This window comes from Acidimicrobiales bacterium (assembly GCA_036378675.1).
Taxonomy (GTDB): Bacteria; Actinomycetota; Acidimicrobiia; order Acidimicrobiales; family Palsa-688; genus DASUWA01.
Genome location: DASUWA010000024.1, coordinates 1 through 21,665, shown reverse-complemented (window position 1 = coordinate 21,665; position 21,665 = coordinate 1). Strand labels below are relative to the sequence as shown.

The window sequence follows — 21,665 nt, the reverse complement described above, 5'->3', positions numbered from 1 at the left end:
TTCAATCGAGGATGGGGGCCGGCTCGGGAATCACTTGAACGCGACGACCCGGTTGCGACCGCGTTCCTTCGCGGCGTACAGCGCCTCGTCCGCGGCCCTGATCAGCGCGGCGGGTTCGGGTTCGACCTGTTCCACGCCGACCACACCGAACGAGGCAGTAACCGGCGCGTCGGGCGGCAGCACCGAAAACCTCTCAGCCACCTTTTGCCGCAGTCGCTCGGCAAGGTCCACCGCAGCAGCGACTGACGCTTCACGCACCAGAACGGCGAACTCCTCACCTCCGTAGCGATAGGCCGAATCGCTCGCCCGGACCGAGTCGGCGAGCAGCTCGCCGAACTGGGCGAGGACCTGGTCGCCGGCCTGGTGACCATACCTGTCGTTGAAGGCTTTGAAGCCGTCGACATCCAGCATGATCAGAGCGGACGAGCGTCGGTAGCGGCGGGCGCGTTCGGTCTCGGTAGCCAGGTCGTGTTCCAGTTGCCGCCGGTTCGGGAGCCTGGTGAGGGGGTCGGTCATGCTCAGTGACTCGGTCACCCCGTGTGCTCGCGCGGCTTCGATCGCGCTTGCTCCGTGGGACGCGAGCGTCTCCACGAGTTCGACGTCGTCCGGCGACAGCTGGCCTATCGACCCTCCCCGAAGCTCGATCACACCGACAACCCTTCCCGTGAACGTCATCGGCACCGCGAGCCGAGGAAGGACCGTCGCCACTGCCGCGTAGGCAGATCCCGTTTCTCGGAGGTCTACAACCTGCTGGCCCGCGCGGGGGCCGAGCGCTTCGTCCATTCCCGAACGGCTCGACCGCCCGTACGTCGCGGCTTGAACAACCGCATCCGGCGGTTCCGACCCGTTCACCGGAGGACCCCCGCCGGTGTCAGCGGAAGGTCTGAGCTCACCGTCGTCCGATATCCAAAGGACCGCTCGCGACGCGCCACTCAGTTTCAACGCGGCCGAAGCGACGGAATCCATCACCGGGCGGAGGCTCAAGTTGCCACCGATCGCCCGGGTCAGATCGAGCACCTGCAACAGCTTCCTCGCCCGGGCGTCGGCCTGGGCGGCGCCGGCGTCGGCCGCCTCTCTCAAGGTTTCCAACTCGTGCGCCAGTCCGAAGACAACCCGAGCCAGGTCCTCCATCTCAGCCGGAACCGTGATGGAGTCGACGTTGGCGGGGTCTCCTGACTCGATCCTGCGGGCGGCATCGACCAGCGGTTGGACGCCCCTCCGGAACCCGTTCGCGACCAAACGACGGTGATCGGCAGCGAGGAACCCGCTTGCGACTGCGAGAACCGCCATGCCGGCGAGCCCCGCTATCACGGCTTCCCGGAGGTCATTCGAGGCGGTTTGAGCTTTCGCTCCGAGATCGGCCACGGCTTGGGATGAGGCGGTCAGATAAGACGAAAACAACTGGCTGCCCTGAGCCTCGAACGCGGCAACTCCCGTCGTGCCAGGTTCCGTCCCCGCCACGAGCTGGTTCGCCCACCCTGCGGTCCAGGCCTGCTCGGCCGAGCGAACCGCAACAAGCTTGGTGAGAACGTCGTGACCACCAAGGCCTGAGCGCAACACCTGCGCATCACCGTTGGCGACCTGAGCCTTTGCCTGCGTGTACGCAGCGAGGCTCCCGCGGTCACCCGTCGTCAGGTATTGGGTGAGCGCGAACCGCTCCTGTTCGAGCCCGGTCCGTGCCTGGTTCAGCCCGGCTACGGCGGAGTTCAAGCGGTCGACCCGGGGATGGAGGACGCCGGCGGCCGCGTAAGCGGTTATGCCGGCGACAATGATCGCCGCCCCGAGAAGGATCTGTATCGCGCGCGCGGAACGGCGGAGGACCGCCGCGACGCTCTGCCCGGAGGGGCGAGCTAGGGGGACGGCCACGGGCCTAGACCGCGCATGGTTCGGCTGTGCGCGAAGCAAGACCCCATTTGCGCCCCATGGGTGTAAATCATGACTTGCCAGCTGGCCGCTTGCCAACAATGACGATCTCCGATCTACGAAGCCCGGCTGAAAAAAAGGACATCCACGTAAATCGGGACCGGCCTCCTCTACAAGCGCGATTTGCAGACCCGGGACCAGGCTAGACGGAGCGAGCACTCAACCCAGGCCACGCCTCCGGGTCCTGGAGCGGTGCCGCGGACCAAGGCGACACCGGGCTGCTCGGGCGATCAGGCGCGCCGGGTAGGTGGTTCCAGCTTGAAGACGTCCGAGGGGGTCCGCAGCCGGAGTGACACGACCGTTTGGCCGAGGGCTTCTTCGACTGCGGACAGAAACGCCGACGGGGGAAGCGGGGCCTCCGGTGCCGGCTGCGGCTGCTGGATGTCCGGCTCCGGATCCACAGCGGCCGGTCCGACCAGATCGAGGCGCCCGGGCCGAAAACGGACTCTCCAGGCCAGGGCCATCGCCACCGCGACGATCGCGCCGATGGTGGCAAACAATTCTGGCAACCGTCCTCCGCTCAGGCTTTCCTTGACGGAAGCAGCGAACTTAGCCATTCGTCGACCTCTTGCTCGGCGCCCTGCGCCAGTTCGACCGCGAAGGCGTCACCGCCGATTCGGGCGGCCCTCAGCTCCGAGTTCGTCGTGCGTACCTCGAGCACGGTGTCTGATGGAACAAGGTTCAGCAATGCCACCAGGCCGGATTCTTGCACCTGCGCACGGTCTCCGGACGCGGTCAGGTCGATGATCTCGTTGCCGGTGCTGAAGACTCCGCCCGCCACCGCGCCGGACTTCGCCATACTCCGCAGGACGTCGAGAGGCCCCTGCGCGGCGGTCTCCTCGATGACCTGTGGTGCCTCGGCCTCGCCTTCCCCGCCGCCGGTGGGCGTCGAAAGCGAAGCGCTTTCCGCCCAGGCGGAAACCTCCTCGATTCGGGCGCGCAGCCGGTCGAGGGCCGCGTGCAGATCCGAGACCTCTGGAGCTTGCTCCTGGTGGATTTCAGGCTGCGGGGCCCCTGGCCCGCCGCCGTTCATTCCGACGTCCTCGGGAGGTCAGTCGACCGGACCGGTGGACCCGCCGGCCTGGATGAAACGATCCAGCGTGTCCCTGGCGACTCCGAGAGCGTCACGTAAAGCGAGGACGTGGGTTTCGAACTCGCGTCTCAGTCCCCCGAACTCGGCGTCGGCAGCCGCCCGAGCGGCCTCCATGAGCCGGTTGCACTCCTCCTGCACGTCCGTCACCATTCGGGTCGATTGATCGCGCGCCTCTTCGAGCAGGCGCTGTGCTTCACGGCGGTCAGCGGCGGCCGCGTCCCTCTCACGCTCGGCCTCTTCGCGCGCCCGGCGAGCTGCGTTCCGTTCCCCTTCGGCTTCTTCGCGCGCCCCGTGACGAATCTTCTCGGCTTCTGCGCGAGCAGACGCGAGCAGTTCCTCGGTTTCCCGTCGGGTGGTTTCGGCTTCGGCTTCAGCGGCCGACCGCAGCCGCTCCCCCTCTTTGCTCGCCGCCTCGGTCAGTAGGCGAGAGTCCTCCGAAACCCGGGACAGCAATTCGGCGAGGCTCTTCGAGATCTCCTCGACCCCGCCGATGAACCCCTGCTGCCTGTTGGGGTCGGTCGACGACCCGGCGCCGCCCCCTTGGTCATTGTCGCTGTTCATTTTCTCCGACCCGGGCCCGTGCGGACCCTCCCCTTCTCTCGCCTGTTGGGTCTCCCCGTCAGGAACGTCGTTTGTGGCCACCAGAGCGGCAAGGTTCCCGAGCTGGCCGTGTGCCCTCGCCAGCTCGTTCTGTGCCTCGGCGAGAGCGCCTTCGGCACCAGCAGCGCGGCGGCGAGCTTCCTCAGCATCGCGCTTTGCAGCTTCGACCTCCGCTGCTACCGCACGTTCAGCCTTCTCCTGCGCTTCCATGACCCGGGACTCCGCGGCGCGAAGGACCTCCTCCGCGTGCTGGCGGAGTCGCTCGGCCGTCTCGAGCGCGCGCCTCTCAGCCCTCGTCACCAACCGGCGTGCGGTGTCTAGTTCAGAAGTCGAGGTTCTGTGACTGAGCGGGCGCATTTCTATTCCTACTAGTCCTACTAGGGACGTCGGACGATAGCGGCGCACAACAAAGTTGCGCTCCACTGATCGTCAAATATGGGCCAAGTGCCGCGACGCACTTCGGACATCCGGGTCTAGATCGGAGGAAGAAGAATCCTCTGGCCGATGTAAAGGAGGTTCGGATCGCCGGGTCGCGGCAACCGCGAGGCGTTCGCGGCGACGACCGCCAGCCAGTACCGGGTCACCTCTGCCGTGGTGGCCACCCGCCCCGACGACTGTGTCTCCACCGCCTGGGCGATCGACCAGAAGCTCTGCCCGGGCTGCACGATGACCAGACCGCCTGCCGTGTTCCCAGGCGCCGGCGAGGGGACGGTCGTGGCGGGAGGTGTGGTGATGGGCGTCGTGGCTGGTGATGTCGGAGCCGGCGCGGTCGGCTGGGTCCTGGGAGCGGAGGAGTGCGTGGACGGCGCCGCGGTGACCGGAGCGGCCACGCGCGATTGCGAGCCCTGCTCCGATAGGAGAACACCGGCCGTCACCCCCGCCCCTGCCGTGACCATGCCCGCTGCGATCGCGACGCGCCGCCGGCTGCGACGCGGCGACTGCTCGCGCTCCGACGCCTCTGCCTGGGCGCTGCTCAGCTCCGCCTTCAACGATTCGAGCTCGCCCCGCAGCTCCTCGACCCCGTTCAGTCCGGGCGCGTTGGGAGGCCCCGCCTTCGACCGCCGGCGTCGTCTGGCCACGACGCCGAATGTTAAAGGTCGAAAACGAGGCCTCGCCAGAAAGATGGATGGAGGTCATGAATCCTCCGCGGTCACCGGGGAGCCGGTACACCCGGCTCCCCAGCGCCCGCAGATTTCGGGCCTAACTGCTTAGGCGAGTCCCGCTGCCCGGGGCCGGCGGACCAACCAGATGATCCCCGTGCCGGCGGTGAGCAGCAGCACCGCGATGCCGAGGAGCATCGGGGTGTCGAGCCCGGTGAAGGCCAGGCGATGATGCGCGCCCGACGCTGCTGCGTGCGGGGCTGCCTGCTTAGGACCGGTTCCTCCGTTGCCCGTCAGGCCCCCGCCACCCGATCCACCACTCACGCCGGGAAGCGAGCTGCCGAGGCCGCTGCCGGCGTTGCTGGTGAAGAGGTTTAGGGGCAGGTTGCCCGGGCCAGGCAGCAGAGTGCTGGTGATCACGCCGCTGCTACCCGTGTTCAACCCGGTGCTTCCGAGGCCGCCGGTTGCGGTGAGGCAGCTCAGCGACAGAAGGCTCGGGATGTTGATCGCACAGGCACTGCCGACCGACCCGTTAGGCGGGATCTGGTTGCCGTTGATCGAGATCAGGTAGCTGGTCCCAGGTGTGGTCGACGACGTGTCGGAGTGCAACAGGTCGATGGTGAGACCACTCGGCCCCCCGAGGTTGATGAAGGCGCCGTCCGAAGTGGCGTTGCTGGTGCTCTGGCCCGACGTCCAGTTGGCGTTGGACGTGGACTGCAGCACCTTGACCGTCGCCGACTGGCTGGGGTTGCCCTGGGTGTCGCCGAGGGTGAGCACCAGCAGGTCTGCGATCGCGCTGGAGTTGGTGGGCGAAGCACTGGCCGACCACGGAGCAACCGCGAGATACAGCGCATTGGTCGGGATCATCAGCTTGGTGGTGTCGATGACGTCACCACTTCCGCTGCCGTTCGTCACCGTTCCGCCAAACGCACTGGCCGGCGGGTTCCCGCCCAGCTCGAGCGCGTTCGCGGTGGCCGAGCCGGTGGTACCGCCGCTACCGCCAGCCGACGCCTTCGTGTGGCTGATTGCAATGGCATTGAGGATGTTCGCCGCGTAGGCCTCCGCCACCGAGGGCGGCGCAGGAACGACGACAACCCCGGTGCCGGCGGAATGAACCGTGCCCGCATGGGTGACGGAGTTATGGGTCGAGGACGTCCTGACGTTCGACGACCTGTTCACAGAGTGCCGGACCACCGTGCCCCTCACGCTGCTCGTTCCGACATGCGAAACGGGTGCGACGTGGCTTGCACCGCTGGTTACGTTGCTGGCACCGCTTGGTTGCGCGACCGAGGTGCCGCCCGCCCCGGAAGGGGCCCCCGCCGGAAGCGAGGGGGCACCGACGTTGGTGCCGGGTGAAGGCGTAACCTCCGCCTGCGCGGCTATCGGGAGGCTAACGAGCAGAACTGCTCCTGCCGCCGCTCCCCACCGTGCGATTCGCATCTATTCCTCCATCCTTTTCATAGAGCTAGAGGTACTTTTCCGTCCTCGTCTTTATGGTTTGTTCTTCGTGCCTCTAAACACTTTGTGTCGCAGGGAGAGAAACTTCGCCCCTGAAACCAAACTGCTCAAAAGGGGCAATTCCCTTATGACACGTATCCTTTTTCTCCAAACTCCGGACGTCAACCTCTCTGTCGCGGAAAATTGTTTTAATACGCGCTGATCGTGTCGCTATAGCCACTGATAGTGGCGAATCCACGTCCTTTTTTTGATCCAAAAGCGCGGGCATCCTAATTCAGCCTTTTGCGCAGACCGAGGGGTCCCTTGGAGGAACCGGGCAGCGACAGCGAGAATGTAATTTTCGATGCGTCGGCGGCTCACCAGGCCTGGCATCGCCCTGGCTCTTACTTGCCTCCTCGGCGCCGGACTCCCGGCAGCCGCGGCCGTTTCGCCTCTAGCTGGGCAGCAGCCGCCGGCAGGTTGTCACGACCGGCTCAACTCGCATGACGGCCTCAACACCATCACGGTCCCTCCACCGAAGGGCGTGAACATCACCGACGACCATGTGAACGTGATCCTCCCTCAGGGCTACTGCGACCCTTCCAGGGGCTCCGCCCGGTATCCCGTCCTCTACCTACTCCACGGGGCGGGGGACACGTATGGAGCCTGGGCGGCCAAGACCGACGTGGTGTCTTTTTCCAAGGCCTACCGGCTGATCATCGTGATGCCCGATGGTGGCGCCAACAAGACCGCCGGCTGGTACTCGAACTGGCTTGACGGCGAGTACCAGTGGGAGACGTACCACATCGCTGTCCTGCAGGGGTTCATCGACGACAACTACCGCACCTTGCGTGACGATCTCGGGATCGCGGGCCTCTCGATGGGAGGCTTCGGGGCCATGTCGTACGCCGCCCGCCACCCGGGCATGTTCAAGGCGGCGGCAAGCTTCTCGGGCGCGCTCGACATGCTGTACGGAGCGCCCGTGACGGGCGTGGTGTTCACCCAGCTGCACTCCATGTACGGCACGCCGAACGCAGGGGTGTGGGGAGACCAGATCCAGAACTACCGAACCTGGTCGAGCCACAATCCCGCGTCGCTAGCCGCTCGGTTGAAGGGGACTGCGGTGTTTCTCGCTTCGGGAACCGGCACTCCTGGCGGAGCCCACGGCGACGATCCGGGCAACCCCGGCGGCTACGCCCTGGAAAACGGGATCTTCCAGATGAACCTCTCGATGGTCCGCGCACTCGATCTTGCCGGCGTGGCGCACACCGACGACTTCTACCCCGGCGGTTACCACGGTTGGCCATACTGGCAGGCGGACCTGCACTGGGCCCTGCCTCAGATCGCGTCGATCCTGGACGCCGGCGCAGCCCACCACTAGAAAGCCCCACCACTAGCAAGCCCCACCACTAGCAAGCAGGGAGAAAAGCTCATGCTCGACCTTCTGATCCGTGGCGGCACGCTCATCGATGGCTCGGGGGCACCCGGCCGCACCGCAGACGTGGGGATCAGCGGGGACCGGATAAGCACGGTAGGGACGATCGACGAGCCCGCGCGGAGAACCATCGACGCCGCCGGCCTGGTCGTCGCACCGGGTTTTGTCGACCTGCACACCCACTACGATGCCCAGCTCTTCTGGGACCCGTTCGCTACGCCGTCCTGTCTTCATGGGGTCACGACGGTCCTCGGCGGGAACTGCGGCTTCACCCTCGCCCCGGCGGGCTCCGAGCATTCCGCGTACCTGACCCGGATGATGGCCCGGGTCGAAGGCATGCCGCTCGCCGCGCTGGAGGGGGGTCTGGATTGGCGGTGGGGGTCGTTTTCGGAGTGGCTCGACCGTCTGGACGGCCGGATCGGTGTCAACGCCGGCTTCCTAATCGGGCACTCGGCGCTGCGGCGGGCGGCGATGGGAGAAGGAGCGATCGGCGGGCCTGCGTCGCCGGCCGAGGTGGACCGGATGGTGCAGCTTCTGCGGGCCGGGCTCGCTGCCGGAGGGCTCGGGTTTTCTTCATCGCGGGCGCACACGCACAACGACGGCGATGGGAACCCGGTGCCGTCCCGGTTCGCCGACGACGCGGAGCTGCTTGCTCTGGCGGCGCAGGTAAAAGAGCACCCCGGCACGACGCTCGAGCTCATCCTGGCCGGTTGCCTCGGTCGATTCTCAGGCGATGAGGTCGACCTGATGTCCTCGATGTCAATCGCAGCCGACCGGCCGCTGAACTGGAACGTGCTCGGCGTATCCGCGGCGGATCCGGAGGGGTACGTGCATCAGCTCGACGCCTCCACCGTCGCGGCGTCTCGCGGCGCGACCGTGGTCGCGCTGACGCTGCCGCACCAGATGCAGATCAGGTTGTCGTTCCTCACCGGGTTCGTCCTGGACGGGCTGCCCGGCTGGCGCCCGACCTTCGCCCTGGCCGTCCCGGAGAGAATGACGGCGCTGCGCGATCCTTCGGTCCGCCGGCGTCTCGGCGAAGGCGCCCGGTCCGACGAGGCGGGCTTGCTCCGAGGGCTCGCGCGGTGGTCAAGCATGGTGATCGCCGAAACGTTCGCTCAGGAGAACGAGGGTCTGGCGGGAATGACGGTGGCGGCGGCCGCGGCCGCCCGCGGCATCGACCTCAGCGGCGGCACCGATTCGGCGTTCGACTTCCTTCTCGACGTCGTCCTCGCCGATGAGCTCCGTACCGGCCTCCAACCTCCGATCGCGACCGACAACCCGGATGACTGGAAGCTCCGCGCTGAGGTGTGGCTGGACCCGCGCACGGTTGTCGGCGGTTCCGACGCGGGCGCGCACCTCGACATGATGTGCGGTGCGATCTACTCCACTTCGTTGCTCGGCGACGCGGTCCGGGAACGGCAGCTGCTTCCGTTGGAGGAGGCGGTCCACCAACTCACCGACGTGCCGGCACGCCTATACGGGCTTCGGGAACGGGGTCGGGTCGAGGAGGGGTGGCACGCCGATTTGGTGCTGTTCGATGCCGAGCGGATCGGGCACCGTCCGCCCCGGACGCGCTATGACCTCCCCGCCGGAGCTCCACGCCTGTACTCGGAAGCGGTCGGCGTCGAGCACGTAGTGGTCAACGGCACGGTCATCGCGAGTTCGGGGACTCTTTCAGGTGAACTTCCCGGGCGTCTCCTTCGTTCGGGCCGCGACACCTACACGATGCACGCCGGCGAGTTCGGGTGAACAGCTGGCCGCCGCCGACCGCGAGTCGCGCCCCGGCGAGGGTTTTGCCGCGCCCCGGCGAGGGTTTATTTGCAATTTGAGGTCGTTTTTGGTGCATAAATGCAACAAAAGCCTCCTCGCCCCGTACCAGCGGAGGTGGTTGAGCCCAGCGGCGGCCGGCGCAGCAGCAATCTGTGGCGGCGCCTTCCTGGCCGCATGCGCGTCGTCGTGCGGAGGTTCGCAGGCCTCGCCCAAGGCGTCCGACGTCACCGCGCTGCCGGCCACCTATCAGGTCGTCTATCGCGTGGAGACTTCGCACGGCTCGTCCTCCCAGCAGTCCTGGGAGGTGCTGACCCAATCCGGTCCGTTCGATGTGAGCGATCTCGTGTACCGATCCGATCCTCGCTCGGGAGCCGATCCGAGTACGGGAACGGTGTCGTCGTTCGATCACCTCTACGAGCTTGCAGGGGGACGTCTGACACTGGTCTCCGACCGGCAACCAGGACCGGGGAGCGGGGCGCCGGGAGCCGGGGTAGAAGTGGCGGAACTCGCCCAACGCCGCATTGCCGCCATCAAAGGTCGCTCGGCAGCAGCGGGCGAGCCCTGCACGGTGGTGCGCTTCGGCGAGCCGCCTGTCGGTCCGATCACCGCGCCGAATGGAAGCGGCACCGACGACATATGCATCGACCGGTCGGGCCTGGAGGCTCACGAAGCCTGGACATACCACGGGCGGGTGGTCCTCGAGCGAACAGCGGTTGAAGTCAGGGTCGGGTCTTCGGACTCTGCGATTCACGGCGCGCCGGCGCTGTCGACTGCGCAGACGTCTGGTGCGCCCGCGATCTTGAAAGTCACCGAACGGCCCGACCAGATCAACGCGCCACAGTCCTACCTTGCAACGCCGCCGGCGCCGGCGGGATTCACTGCTCAGCCGGTGGCGACGACGATCGCGTTCAGCCCCTCGGATCCATCTCAGGTGACCGATCTGTCAACGATCTGGTCGTTCTCCGATGGCGGAGCCGTTATCACGGTCGAAGCCGGACAGGGCCAGTTGCCCTGGTCGCCGGGTGACACACCCTCCGGCGCACTCGAACTGAAAGGCCTGGGCCGCGCCGCTTTGGCGCTGCGGTCGGACGGTCCCGAAGTCCGAATCGAGCTCGACCAGAACCGTTGGGTCCGGGTTCGCGGCACGGTGCCGCCTGTGCAGCTCTCCCGTTACGCTTCGGAGCTCGCTCTCGCCGGCCGTTGACGCGCAGAGGGACGGTCGATTCGCCCACCGAGAAGACCGAATCCCTCCGTGTAAGCGACGAGGGCCGCGAGGACTGCGGCGATGCCGATCGCCTCGGCGAGGTCCTTGCGAACCGACGAGCCGGAACCGGTTGAGCGGGAAAGTTGGGTTCGCTGCCGCGCAGTTGGGGCAGACCCGCTCGGAGACCCGGTACCCGGGCTGCCGGTCGGAGACACTCCCGACGGCACCCCCGGCGCAATTGCGGGCGGGGTGCCGGCGGCGGGAGCGGCCGGAACTAACGACAACGGTGAGCTCGGAGCAGCGGGTGCGGCGCTGCCGAAGCTGCCGTTGTCACCGGTGCCGACAGGAGAGGACGCGCCCTGATCGGCCGGTGTTCCTGCCGGCGCTCCCGTGGCACCGCCGCTCGGCTCGCCGGCGGGGGTTACCTGGAGGGTGTCGGGGCCTGGTTGATCGAAAGCGACCCGGTCGGCGGTGCCGCCAGCCTTGATGACGGCAGCAACGGTTCCGTTCTCGAGCAGAGGTCCGGCGGCGAACGTGACCGTCGTGCTGTTCGAGCTAACCGTTCCCGTCACCTGAGATTTGGTGCAGTCGTATGCAGGGACGTCCGTCCATGGTCCCCCCTGCGCGGGTTTGTAGTTCTGGCCGGCGGGGGTAATCGGGCAGGCGACCGGTGGGCTGGTGATGACCGGGTTGCCCGCGACTTTGAGAGTGATCGATCCGACTTCGTCGCCGGCGCCGACCTGGAAGGTGAGGGCGGAGATCGCGGTGGGGCCGGTGAAACCGTTTTCGATGTACAGACCGCCGGACGGGACTTGGGGCGGCGCGGGCGGTGCCACGCCGAAGCCGGTGTTGGTGACGGTCCACCAACCATCCTTCACCGGGGCTGCCGCGTGCGCGGGAACGGCCCAAAGCCCGGCAGACGAGCCGCCCAACGCGACGGCCGTCGCGATGAGGATGAGCCGGCGCCTAGGCACCGCTGGAGCCTCTTGCAACTACAGGAAGCTCGACGGTCGGATCCTCGACGATCGGATTCTCGGCCAGTTCGGGCGGGCGCTCGACCCGTTCCATCCCGTCAGGCTGGCCGACAGGTGCCCCGAGGTAGGACTCGATCACCTTCGGATCGTGGAGCACTTCTTCGGGCGTACCGGTGGCGATGACGCTGCCGAGCTCCAACGCAACCATCCGGTCGGCGACAGATCTCAACAAAGGAACGTCGTGCTCGATGATCAGGATGCTGCAATCGAGCTCATCCCGGATCCGGTGAATCAAGGGGCCGAGCGCCTCGGTCTCTCTCTGTGCGATTCCCGACGACGGTTCATCGAAAAGGAGGACCTTGGGCCGTCGCGCGACTATCGCCGCGAGCTCTACCATCCGCCGCGACCCCGTCGACAGCTCCGAAACGAACTTGTCCCGAAACGCGCCGAGCCCCATCAACGCGATCAGCTCTTCGACTCGAGCACGGAGCCCGGCTTCGGAATCGGCCAATCGGGGTGGCCCGAGCAATGAGGGGAAAACGCCGGTTATCTCCGCCTCCTCGTGCATCGCCAGCGCCAGCGATTCGCCGACCGTCAACGCCGGCCACAGCCTCGCGTCCTGGAAGGACCTGCCCAGGCCCGCCGCCGCACGGCGGTGCGGTCCCCAACCGCTGACGTCCTGTCCTTCGAGAAGTACGAGCCCGCGATCGGCCCGGGCGAACCCGGAGATCAGATCGAACAGGGTCGTCTTGCCGGCGCCGTTGGCGCCGATGAACCCGAGGATCTCACCGCGTTGGAGCGAGACGCCGACATCGTTGACAGCGGTGATGCCTCCGTAGGTCTTGGTAAGCCCGAACGTCTGCAGCGCAGCCGCCGGGTCCGCAACTTCATCGACCAATTCGTGTGACAGCTCGTCAGCCCCCGCGACACGATGCTCGGTCTCGCTCGACCGGCGGGTTGAACGCGACGCGCGGACAGTCCGATCTCGAGACACCGGCCCCGCGCCGTTGACGGCGCCTGCTCCTTGGAGGAAGACGGCCCTCAATATGTCGGGGCGCTCGAGCAGGTCGGCGGTCGGTCCCGAGAACCGGACCTCCCCTTTTTCCATGAAGACCGCGCGATCGGCAAGCCGGAGTGCAGTGTTCACCGACTGCTCGACGATGACCACGGTCGTTCCCGAATCGTGAATGGCCCTCACGATTTCGACCAGGCGATTCACGATCGTGGGCGCCAAGCCGAGCGACAGCTCGTCGATCAGTAGAAGCTTCGGCTTGCCTATGAAGGCCTGCGCGAGCGACAGCATCTGCTGCTCACCGCCGGAAAGGGACCCGGCGAGGGTTTGGGACCGCTCCCCGAGGATCGGGAAGTACTCGACGGTCCGCGCGATCGCGTCGTCGACGTACCGCTTGTCCTTGCGGTAGAGCCATCCCGCCATGCGCAGGTTCTCGGCGACGGTAAGGGTCGGGAAAACGCCCCTTCCTCCGGGCACCTGGACGATCCCCGCTCGAGCGGTGGCTTGAGGATCAGCGTGGGTTATTTCCGCTCCGTCGAAGACGACCGTCCCGCCGACTGGATCGAGAAGGCCGGTGATGGTCTTGAGGAAGGTCGACTTACCTGCGCCGTTGGTTCCGAGAATTGCGACCATCTCCCCGGCTCCGAGATCGAAGTCCACGCCGAACAGCACCTGCACCCCGTCGTAAGACGCATCCACCCCGCGGCACGACAGCAGCGCATCGGCTCCGGTCGCTTCTTGAGCGCGCATCGCCGACTCGGCGTCCTTTTCGACGAAGCGTTGCACGCTCGCCTGGACCAATCCCCCCGCAGCAACGATCACGCCGAGAACTGCAAGCGACACCCGCTGGCCGTTCGAGTCACCGACACTGCCGATGATCGGGGTGATGACGACAGCGCCTATGGCGTAGAAGAGCAGCGACCACGCGTAAGCCTGAGAGCGCAGGGTCGGCGGTGAAACCAACGAGACCATCGTCGTGTATGACGGCAGGTAGCCGAACGCCCCGATGGTGACGAATCCGGCGAGAAGCACAGCGACCGCGAGGTTGGGGACCACCGCCATGAGGAGGCTCAGCCCGCCGAAAGAAACGATCAGGAACCCGCTGATCGCCGGCAACCGATCGGGCCGCCGTGCGGCGAGGGCCTTCGAGGTCATCCATCCGCCTAGCGCGATGCCCACCAGACCGCCGATGCCGAGGAGAGCGCTTACACCGCCGCGGGCGGTGTCGCCCAGGTGATAGACGTCCTTGAAGAAGTTGCTGGCGACGGTGGCGAAGGGGATGGTGCCGGCGCCGAACAGGAACGACGACCCCCAGGTTCTCCTGAGCGAGCGGATCGCCTTCACCCTCCTGAAGCCCTCGCCAAGGGATGCGGAGGAGCGCTGGGTCATCGACAGTCCGATCGACGCGCCCCGGGCGGGTTCGCGCATCAAGGCGAGGCAGGCGACCAACGCGAAGGTGGGAAGGGCGAGGATGACGAAGGTCGGCCGCCATCCCACGAGGGTTGCGATGAATCCCGCGAGCGGGGCTCCGAGCAGGCCGATTCCCTGGGCCCCCAACCGATAACCCGTGAATACTTCACCCAAGCCCTGGGGGCGGTAGTAGTCGGAGAGGAGGCTCGGGTAGACGGTTTCGGAGCCGATGAAGCCGACCCCTCCGACTATCCGGGCGATCACCAGGATCGCCAGCACCGGAGCCAGGCCGGTGACGATCGCGGTTACGCCCCAAACGATTGCGGCGATCGCCGACAGGCGAATCCTGCTGTGGCGGTCCCCGAGGTAGCCGATCCCAACCGCGAAGACGATCGGCAGCGCACCGGTTAGCCCCGCCACCGCGTCTATGCCCGAGTTGCTGAGATGGAAGGTGTGGCGGATGTCAGGCGACAGAACTCCGAAGGCGGTGATATCGAAGGTCTGGACGCTCGCCAGTCCAAGGAGGATCAGTAGAGGGGTGACCCCGATCGGCTCCAGAGCAACCTGGAGCTCGGACCACGTCCGCTTGAGGGAGCCGATCACTTCGCCGGCTCCCTCACGAGGCCCGCGCTGATGAGAGACGTGACGTCTTCCTGCTCGGAGCTCTGATGCTCCTGGTCGTCCCGGCGGTCGGCGACGAGGCTGGGGACGAGGATCCTATGGCGATCGGCGACGAGCCGAAGCAGCCGGTCGCGGACCCTGAAGACGAGCTCACCGAGTCCGCCCGGCAGAAACATCAGGAGGATCAGGAGGCCCGCACCGGTTGCAAGAAACTGGAATCCCGGCTTGAGGAGGTAGATGGACCCGTAGACATAGATGGCACCGAGCACCGCGCCCGGAATCGACCCGAGCCCCCCGATGACGACCATGGTGAAAAAGAGCAGGCCGCTGTACGCATCGAACGCGCTGAAGTTGAAGGCCTGCTGCTGCACTACGAACAGGCCTCCCGCGAGACCGGCGATCATCCCCGAGAGGGCGAACGCCACAAGGTCGAGGCGGGTGGTGCTTAGCCCGATCGACTGCGTGGCCAGGCGGTTCTCCTTGCCCGCGATGATCGCGCGCCCGGCGTGGCTCGATCGGAGAGTACGGGCGGCGACGAGCACCAGCACGAGCGCTATGAAGCACACGTAGTACATCTGCCGGTCGGAGGAGATTCCGATCCTCCCGAACAAAGGCGCGCGCTGAATCAGGGACGACGGGTCCAGCCAGTGGAAGTACCGCGGCACGAGGAAGTAGTTCGCGGACGTCACCGCGAACGCGAGGGTTACGACCGCTAGGTAGGGACCGCTGATGCGAAGTGCGGGGATGCCTATCAGGAGCGCCAACAGTCCCGACACCACGCAACCGGCACCGAGCGCGAAGAACAGGTCCCAACCGTGATTGGCGAAAAGGTTCCCGGTCACCGCCGCGCCGAACCCCATCAGCGCGACCTGACCCAGGGAGATGTGTCCCGCCCAGCCGGTCAATACGACCAGCGACACCGCGACGATCGCGTAGATCAGCACGAGCGACGCCAGCTGCGACCTCGCGGGGGTGATCAAGAAGGGGAGCACGAGACCGAACGCGAGAAGGGCCAGGCGAACCCCGGAGCGCCCGAGCCGAACCTCCCGCAGGTTGGCCAGCTCCGCCGGGACGGGCCGGACCGGGCGAATGGCCTGCCAGTTGCCGATACCGGTTTCGGAAGCCCGGGTGAGCCGGTCCCTTCTCAACAAGAGCGTGGCCAGGATTACCCCGAGCAACAGCGCGTCGACGTAGGTGGAATTCTGGAAAGTCCAGGCTCCCAGCTGCTCGGCGATTCCAAGCCCCACCGCGGCGACCAGCGCGACCGGGATGCTGGTCATGCTCGCGATCACAGCCGCAGTCAGCGTTTGGAGAAGTAAGTCGATGCCCCCTCCCGAGACGCTGGCGAAGGACTCGAAACCGAGGATCGGAACCCGCAGAAGGACTGCCAGCGCGGAGAGAATTCCTGTGATCGTCCAAACGATCGTCGAGAGCCTTGCGACCGGGACACCCATGAGCCGAGCGCGGTCGCTGTTGTCGGCCGCCGCTCTGATGGCGGTCCCGTAGCTGGTACCGCGCAGGAACCACGCGAGTGCCGCCAGAACGACCGGGACCACGACGATCGCGACGATGTAGTTACCGTTGAATAGAACCGGGCGAAGCAGGAAGTGCACGTTGAACGGAGTCGTGAACGTTCCGGCGTTGCCGTAGTGGCTCCATTCCGTCGGGATGATCACCGACAACCCGTTGAGCAGTTGCGCGAGCCCGATAGTCGCTACGGCGACGATGAGCCTGGGGGCCTTTGCAAACCGACGGAGGATCGCCACCTCGGTCACCGCCCCCAGAACGGCCGACAAGGCAAGACCGGTGGCGATCGACAGGAAATAGTTCAGATGGACCCTGATGTGGAGCTCGATCGCTATCACAGCGGCGACCGACCCGAACTCCGCTGCGGCGAAGTTGATGAACCGGTTCGCCTTGTACACCAGCACGATGGAGATGGCGACCAGCGAGTTGATCCCTCCGAATACCGCGCCGGCGAGGATGATCCCCGCAGGAGCGCCGTGGGGAAGGATCCGCGCAAGCACCGCCCACGCGATGAGCGCACCGGCGAAGCCCGCCAGAGGCCGAGCAGCGGATGGGAGCTTCGGTACCCGACCTACGGCAACCGGTAGGACACTCACGGGTAGAACGGGGGCTGGCCGCTCGGGAACTCGTTGACTTGGAAGAACCGCCCGCCGTAGACCGAGACGTAGGTTCCGGTCTTGTTGTCGGCCTGGGAGTGACCGCTGCCGTTCCACCAGACCTCGCGCGATCCGCGGATGAGCGTGTGGGTGTTACCGAAGTACCACGGGCCTTCGGGGCTGGTGTCGCTCCCGCCGGCGGGAAGCCCGGCCGACCCGGCCGCAATGTTCGCCGGCGTCAGGTTTGGTCCGGCGGCTTGCAGCTGGTTGAACATCGGCAGCAGCTCGTAGTAGTCGACCACCGAAGACGGGTTGACCGGCACACCCGCCGCCGTGAGGACCCGCCCGGCTTCACCGTTCGGGCTCAGGAGGGCGGCCGTGTCCCCGGCCTGGGACATGCCGAACAAGTGGCCGTTGATTGCTTGCTGGTCCCATAGCTGCGCGAAGTTGTCGCTGTCGGTGAGCGCGACACCATTCAGAACCCACTCGGGGTAGTAGTTCTGTTGAACCGCGTCCTGGGTAAGAAAGATCGGGGATATCGGGTCGCACGCGAGCTCGATGCTCGTGTCGTCGTTCGCGGAGAACTGCACGATTGCACGCTGCGCGTCTTGCGGGAAGGTGGAGATGTCGAGCGCGTAGTTGTACTGGTCCTGGCGGTTGGAGCCGATCCCGTAGTTCTGTTGGACAAGCTGCTTCTGGTACGTCTGACAGTCCTGGTACCCGGCGTTGTTCGGGATGTAGGTGGCAATCTTGCGCGGCAGCGAGGCCAGGTTGAGCACGCCGTCCATTCCGGCCCACTTGGCATTGGACGGGAAGAGCTGCTGCCCGGCGAACTGGGCGAACTCCTGAGATATGAGCGTGCAGTTCATGGTGATGCCCCATACGTAGGGGTTCAGCCGCTGGTAGAACGACTCCGGGAAGTAGGCGGCGCCCTCGGGAATGTAGAGCTTGTAACGCTGCGCGCACTCAGCGAACGGCGCCGGTTCGAAATTGCCTTCGAAGTCGATCACCCCGAAGGCGTGGATCGATGACGCCGCCGCGTCGGCGTCGGCGCAGGCGGCAGCCTGATCCTGATCGAGCTCCTCGTTGGTGTAGTTGCCCTGCCCGTTGAAGTCGACCAGCTTTACCTGCCGGCCGTACAACTCGAAGACCTTGTTGAAGTAGGCGACCAGCTGCTGGGTGTACTGCTCCGCCACGCTGTACTGCACGCCTCCCGCAGCTTCGATCTCCGCCTCGGTCGCTACCGCATTCGGACCGGACGAGTCGGCCGTGTGCCTGATCGCGATGGTGATGGTGTTCCCGGTGACGCCGTTCCAGGTTCCCCCGCCGTTGTTGCCGGACCACTTGCTGACGCAAGGCGCGGCGTATTCGGAGTAGGAGATCTGGCGCACGCCTGGCGCGCAGGCAGCGCCCCCGACGGTGATTCCGTGGCCGACCTGGCCCCCGGTATTCCCGACCGGACCTTGCGATGCTGCGCCCGCCGCCGCACCCGAAGCCTGTGCCGGGCCGCTGGCGGATGTTGCCCCCGACGCGCCAGACGCTCCGCTGCTGGCGAGAGTCCCGGCGCTCGAGGCGGCGCTCGCGTTCGCCGGACCGTTCGGGCCTGCGTTGGCGCCGTAAGGGCTGCCGCCGGTGGAGCCGGCGCCGACCGCGGTCCGTCCGTTGTTGGCGACGGTTGGGAGCAGAGCCAGTGCGATCGCGATCAAACCACCGCACACGTAGATCACGAGGAATCGGCGAACGTGGTAAGCAGCCCGCAGGGTGTTGCGGGCGAAGGGATCGCTCACCTTCGCCAACGTCTCGTCACGCTCCCGTTTGGAAGTTCCTCCCGTCGGCAATCAAATCCCCCCTGAACTCGATGGCGCCGATCTCCCGTGCGCCTCGGTGCCTGCTAGTTGCCGGCCCGCTTCCTCCCTTCCCCCGCCGGGCCGGCGTTTCCTCCCGTACGCATATCGGTCATTTTGTACAGCTAACTGCTCTGGTGACAAGTCGTCACTTCCCGTCCCATGGTGGCGGAGCGGTGTCCGGCCGTGGCTGCGTCAAGCCCGCGCCATCTCCAGCTTCGAGCCCATCAGCTCCGTGAAGTTGTCCGAATAGAACCGGTCAAGAGCGTCAGCGTCCGTCCCGTCGAGCGTCGCCTCAAACTTCGCTATCGGGTCCGTGCTTCCTTCAGGGTGCGGGTAGTCCGACGAGAACATGAACAGCTCCGGGCCCGCCTGCTCGATCATCCACCCGACCGGTTCCCCCGGGAACGGAGTGAACTTCAGGTGGCCCCGCACGTACTCCGAAGGCTTCCTCGACAGGCGGGTGAGCGGCGGCTCGGTGCGTGAGAAGGAGCGCTGGGCGCAGTCGAGATGCCGGATCCACGACGGGACCCAGGCCGCGCCCTGCTCGATGCACCCGCCGCGCAGCTTGGGGAACCGGTCGAACAGACCGTCGAGCACCAGCACGCCGAGGAACACCGCCGGCGAATGGTGGATCGCCAGGTAGTCCTTCGACCGTATGTTCTCGCCGCCACCGAGGTGGTCGGGAACCGGCATGTCGTTGTTGTGGAACGCCCTGTCGAGCAGGCTGCCTCCGCCGCCGACGTGCAACACGAACGGCGTGTCCGACTCTGCGAGCACCTCCCAGAAGGGGTCGAGGTCGGGATGGGTCGGAGCCCGCTCCCCCGGCGCAGTGGACGGGACCATGATCGCTGCGCATCCCGAATCGATCGCCTTGGTGGCGGCGGCAACCGCGCGGGACGGGTCCTTGAGCGAAACGCTGGCGACCGCCAGAAGCCGCCGATCCTTGGCGCAGAAATCGGCGATCGCCCGGTTCAAAGCGTCGGCCCCGGCGTAGGTTCCGACCCCGTTGCTCAGTCTGTAGAGAAGCGGGGCGAACGTCGGGAACACCAACTGAGCGTCGAAACCGAGCAAGTCGAGAACCCGGCTCCGCTCCTCCGGGTCCCAGCCACCCATCGCCATCCAGCCCTTGTCGCGGAGAAGCCGGTCCTCCGCTTGCGACGCAACCTCCTGGTCTGCGCGCCGCTCCTCGGCGGCTGCTACGGCGCGGTCGAGGATCTCGCGGCGGGATTCGAACATCCCCTTCGCCAGTTGCTCGACCTTCTCCTTGGGCAAATACCTGTCAAGGATGTCCGGCAACTCCATCAGGTGGCTGTCCGCATCCATGACAGTGCGCCCAGTGGCGTAGCTCATCGTTGTTTTCCCCGTTCTAGGTTGTGCCTGGAGCGTGGTGACATTTCGTCACCGGCTCGGTGGTGACAGAATGCCACCATGTCCTCGTCCGGCACAACACCCGTTCGCGTGAGAGCCGCCGGAGCCGGGGATGCAGCGCGGCTCAACGGGATCGAGCGCCGGGAGTCGCTGCTCGACAGCGCCGCCGAGATCGCTGCCGTGCGAGGCGTCGAAGCGGTCACTATGGACTCCGTCGCCGATGAGGCTCGGGTCAGCAGGGCGCTGGTGTACAAGCACTTCGCAAACCGGAGCGAACTCCTCACCGCGGTTTACCGGCGTGAAGCCGGGCTGCTCCACGAGGAGATGGCGGCCGAGGTCCGCAGCGCGGACTCGCTGGAGGGGATGTTCCGTGCGCTGATCCGCGCTTCGATGCGCGTGTCGGTCGAAAGGGGCGCGCTGTTCGCTGCACTCCGAGCGGCGGGCGCGTGGAATCGCGAGCTTCGGGCGGAGCAGCGAGGTCGCGACCGCGCAACCGTGAAAGCCTTCGCTACCCGGGCTGCCAAGGAGTATTCGCTTCCCATACGAGACGCGCAGCGGGCGATCGCCATGCTGCTCGGTGCGATCGACTCGATCATGCTGCAATGGCGGACCCGACGCACGGCAGAAAATGCCGCCGCCCTCGAGGAGACCTACTTAGGCCTGGTCACCGGGGGGCTCGAAAGGCTCTCTCGCGAGGCTCGATAGCGCGGGCCTTTCGGGCCTACCATCGGGTTGATATGCCCGGGAACCGTGGACGCCTCGCCGTCGGCGCAGCCGCAATCGCAGCGATCGGAGCAGCGGCGGCGGGAGGGCGGCTGCTGGTCAAGCAGTCGGCGAACTCGATCAAATCACGCTCCGACCCCGACCTCGATCCGCTCTACGACCTGCCGCCCGATGTAACCCACCATCAGATACCGAGCGACGACGGGGGTTCTCTGCACGTGGTCGAGCGGGGAATCGGCCGGCCGTTGCTGCTCGTCCACGGCATAACGCTGCAAGCCGGGATCTGGGCACCGCAGTTCCACCTTCTCGCCGACCGCTATCGCGTCATGGCGATGGACGTTCGGGGCCACGGCCAATCGGTTGCGGGCAGCGACGGCTTCGGGCGGAGGATCGCGGCGCGCGACGTCAAGTCGGTGCTCGATCATTTCGATCTGCATGACGTCATCCTCGTAGGTCACTCGATGGGCGGGATGATCGTGATGGAGCTCGCCGGCGACTTCCCCGAGCTCCTGACCGAACGCGTCGCCGGTCTGGTGTTCATGGACACCGCCGCCTACCAGGTCCTGCCCAAGCCGGCGTTGCCGATCGCGAAAGCCCTGGGGCGGCGGATCAACACCCGGTTCGATCACGGGAAGCCGGTACCTCAGCGGCCGTTCGGCGAAGACGACCTGTCGTGGGTGCTGGCTAGGGTCGCGTTCGGCCGGAACCCCTCGGCTAAAGCCGTGGACCAGGTCAGGCGCTACGCCGAGGAGGTCCCCCAGTCGACTTCGCTGCCATCGGGGATCGACCTGCTCGACCACGACGCGCGGGTCGCCCTTCAGGCAACCAAGACCCCGTCAATGGTGCTCGTGGGTTCGATGGATCTCCTGACCCCGGTGTGGGCGGCGAGACGGATTGCAAACTTCCTTCCCTACGCGCGCTTCGAGGTTCTCGACGGCGCCGGCCACCAGTTGATGCAGGAGCGCCCCTACGAGATCGCGTCGCTCCTGGACGAGTTCTCCAAGAGCGCGGACGTGGTCTCCAGC

General features: G+C 66.4%; 16 protein-coding genes. 5 read left to right on the top strand and 11 right to left on the bottom strand.

What is annotated here, in order from left to right:
* Positions 1-30 precede the first annotated feature (30 nt).
* From VFZ97_09210 to VFZ97_09185, 6 genes are all read right to left on the bottom strand, one after another.
* Positions 31-1,866 (bottom strand): sensor domain-containing diguanylate cyclase, encoded by a 1,836-nt coding sequence (locus tag VFZ97_09210; GenBank protein ID HEX6393608.1) that lies wholly within the window; start codon positions 1,864-1,866, stop codon positions 31-33.
* 287 nt (positions 1,867-2,153) lie between these two features.
* Entirely contained in the window at positions 2,154-2,480 is a 327-nt protein-coding gene (locus tag VFZ97_09205; GenBank protein ID HEX6393607.1) for a hypothetical protein, read from the bottom strand.
* Positions 2,444-2,956, bottom strand: coding sequence for a hypothetical protein (locus VFZ97_09200; protein HEX6393606.1), 513 nt, complete (start codon positions 2,954-2,956; stop codon positions 2,444-2,446). Before VFZ97_09200 ends, VFZ97_09205 begins: the two co-directional genes overlap by 37 nt.
* An 18-nt stretch (positions 2,957-2,974) precedes the next feature.
* Positions 2,975-3,973 (bottom strand): hypothetical protein, encoded by a 999-nt coding sequence (locus VFZ97_09195; protein HEX6393605.1) that lies wholly within the window; start codon positions 3,971-3,973, stop codon positions 2,975-2,977.
* Between the two features lie 116 nt (positions 3,974-4,089).
* On the bottom strand, positions 4,090-4,695 hold the full coding sequence (locus tag VFZ97_09190) for a hypothetical protein (protein ID HEX6393604.1): 606 nt from the start codon (positions 4,693-4,695) through the stop codon (positions 4,090-4,092).
* A 129-nt stretch (positions 4,696-4,824) separates the two neighbouring features.
* Positions 4,825-6,156: a hypothetical protein gene (locus VFZ97_09185; GenBank protein ID HEX6393603.1), complete on the bottom strand. Its 1,332-nt coding sequence runs from the start codon at positions 6,154-6,156 to the stop codon at positions 4,825-4,827.
* A gap of 361 nt (positions 6,157-6,517) precedes the next feature.
* On the opposite strand from VFZ97_09185, the gene VFZ97_09180 reads away from it, so the two are divergent.
* From VFZ97_09180 to VFZ97_09170, 3 genes are all read left to right on the top strand, one after another.
* On the top strand, positions 6,518-7,534 hold the full coding sequence (locus VFZ97_09180; GenBank protein HEX6393602.1) for an alpha/beta hydrolase family protein: 1,017 nt from the start codon (positions 6,518-6,520) through the stop codon (positions 7,532-7,534).
* A 51-nt stretch (positions 7,535-7,585) separates the two neighbouring features.
* The gene (locus VFZ97_09175; protein HEX6393601.1) at positions 7,586-9,337 is read left to right on the top strand and encodes an amidohydrolase family protein; all 1,752 of its coding nucleotides are present in this window, start codon (positions 7,586-7,588) and stop codon (positions 9,335-9,337) included.
* Between the two features lie 139 nt (positions 9,338-9,476).
* The gene (locus VFZ97_09170; GenBank protein HEX6393600.1) at positions 9,477-10,562 is read left to right on the top strand and encodes a hypothetical protein; all 1,086 of its coding nucleotides are present in this window, start codon (positions 9,477-9,479) and stop codon (positions 10,560-10,562) included.
* On the opposite strand, the gene VFZ97_09165 is transcribed toward VFZ97_09170, so the two are convergent.
* From VFZ97_09165 to VFZ97_09145, 5 genes are all read right to left on the bottom strand, one after another.
* Positions 10,529-11,536: a hypothetical protein gene (locus tag VFZ97_09165; GenBank protein HEX6393599.1), complete on the bottom strand. Its 1,008-nt coding sequence runs from the start codon at positions 11,534-11,536 to the stop codon at positions 10,529-10,531. The two genes, VFZ97_09170 and VFZ97_09165, sit on opposite strands and share 34 nt — an antisense overlap.
* Positions 11,529-14,561 (bottom strand): MFS transporter, encoded by a 3,033-nt coding sequence (locus VFZ97_09160; GenBank protein ID HEX6393598.1) that lies wholly within the window; start codon positions 14,559-14,561, stop codon positions 11,529-11,531. Before VFZ97_09160 ends, VFZ97_09165 begins: the two co-directional genes overlap by 8 nt.
* Entirely contained in the window at positions 14,558-16,702 is a 2,145-nt protein-coding gene (locus tag VFZ97_09155; protein ID HEX6393597.1) for an ABC transporter permease, read from the bottom strand. The genes VFZ97_09160 and VFZ97_09155 overlap by 4 nt, the downstream gene beginning before the upstream one ends.
* On the bottom strand, positions 16,699-18,489 hold the full coding sequence (locus VFZ97_09150; protein ID HEX6393596.1) for a hypothetical protein: 1,791 nt from the start codon (positions 18,487-18,489) through the stop codon (positions 16,699-16,701). The genes VFZ97_09155 and VFZ97_09150 overlap by 4 nt, the downstream gene beginning before the upstream one ends.
* 252 nt (positions 18,490-18,741) lie before the next feature.
* Entirely contained in the window at positions 18,742-19,899 is a 1,158-nt protein-coding gene (locus VFZ97_09145) for an amidohydrolase family protein (GenBank protein ID HEX6393595.1), read from the bottom strand.
* Between the two features lie 78 nt (positions 19,900-19,977).
* Between VFZ97_09145 and VFZ97_09140 the strand changes: the two genes are divergently transcribed.
* Both VFZ97_09140 and VFZ97_09135 read left to right on the top strand, forming a co-directional pair.
* Positions 19,978-20,622, top strand: a complete 645-nt coding sequence (locus VFZ97_09140; protein HEX6393594.1) for a TetR family transcriptional regulator — start codon at positions 19,978-19,980, stop codon at positions 20,620-20,622.
* Between the two features lie 32 nt (positions 20,623-20,654).
* A partial coding sequence (locus tag VFZ97_09135; protein HEX6393593.1) for an alpha/beta hydrolase occupies positions 20,655-21,665 on the top strand: 1,011 nt, incomplete at its 3' end.